This window comes from Spiroplasma sp. ChiS (assembly GCF_002968355.1).
GTDB classification, from domain to species: Bacteria; Bacillota_I; Bacilli_A; order Mycoplasmatales; family Mycoplasmataceae; genus Spiroplasma; species Spiroplasma citri.
The window spans coordinates 1-1,026 of sequence record NZ_PUUH01000177.1 but is presented as its reverse complement, the minus strand read 5'-3'; the positions used below and the strand labels follow the sequence as shown (position 1 = coordinate 1,026).

General features: G+C 25.3%; 3 protein-coding genes. All 3 read right to left on the bottom strand.

The genetic code is table 4. From position 1 onward, the window contains the following. Positions 1-6: 6 nt before the first annotated feature. The 3 genes from C6B38_RS05000 to C6B38_RS04990 are packed head-to-tail and all read right to left on the bottom strand — an operon-like array spanning position 7 to position 945. On the bottom strand, positions 7-300 hold the full coding sequence (locus tag C6B38_RS05000; protein WP_105298873.1) for a pentapeptide repeat-containing protein: 294 nt from the start codon (positions 298-300) through the stop codon (positions 7-9). Next, entirely contained in the window at positions 275-652 is a 378-nt protein-coding gene (locus tag C6B38_RS04995) for a hypothetical protein (protein WP_105298874.1), read from the bottom strand. Before C6B38_RS04995 ends, C6B38_RS05000 begins: the two co-directional genes overlap by 26 nt. Continuing rightward, complete coding sequence (locus tag C6B38_RS04990) at positions 652-945, bottom strand: pentapeptide repeat-containing protein (protein ID WP_105298873.1); 294 nt, start codon at positions 943-945, stop codon at positions 652-654. Before C6B38_RS04990 ends, C6B38_RS04995 begins: the two co-directional genes overlap by 1 nt. Positions 946-1,026 lie beyond the last annotated feature (81 nt).

Sequence of the window (1,026 nt, the reverse complement as noted above, 5' to 3'; positions counted from 1 at the left end):
CATTCATTATTCATCCTCCTCAATAACAGTTAATTTGTCTAATTGTTCTTTTGTGATTTTAATATCTGTTAAATTAGGCCAACGTAAATCAGCATCTTTTAATTTAGCACCTCGTAAATCAGCACCTATTAAAATAGCATCTTGTAATTTAGCCCATCGTAAATCAGCATAAGTTAAATTAGCACTATTTAAATCAGCACCTCGTAAATCTAATGCTTCACTTGCTAAATAATCATTGATTTTTTCTTGATCAACAATAATATCTGTTAAATCTTTAATTAAATCTTGTAATGTTTTCATTTTCTAATTCCTCCAAATTCTTTTCCATAATTAATTTTTCAATACTAGGTAATTTGTCATATTTAGAATTATCTTTTAAAATTAGAATATACTTTGATAATTGTTCTTCTGTTGGTTCTTCTTCATCTTCAACTATACATTGGTCTCAATGTCCGTGATAACTACAATAATATTGATCATCAAAATCTTCTTTATATAATTGTTGTGAACTAAATTCTTCATAATATTTTAATAAATTATCAAATCTATTTTTTAATTCAAAATATCTACTTTCTTTTTCTGCAAGTTCATTTTTAAGTTTTTCATTTTCTTCTTTTAGTTTGTTAAATTTAATTAATTCTGTTACATTCATTATTCATCCTCCTCAATAACAGTTAATTTGTCTAATTGTTCTTTTGTGATTTTAATATCTGTTAAATTAGGCCAACGTAAATCAGCATCTTTTAATTTAGCACCTCGTAAATCAGCACCTATTAAAATAGCATCTTGTAATTTAGCCCATCGTAAATCAGCATAAGTTAAATTAGCACTATTTAAATCAGCACCTCGTAAATCTAATGCTTCACTTGCTAAATAATCATTGATTTTTTCTTGATCAACAATAATATCTGTTAAATCTTTAATTAAATCTTGTAATGTTTTCATTTTCTAATTCCTCCAAATTCTTTTCCATAATTAATTTTTCAATATAGTCATAAGCACTTTCTTCTGAATGACATTCTTCTA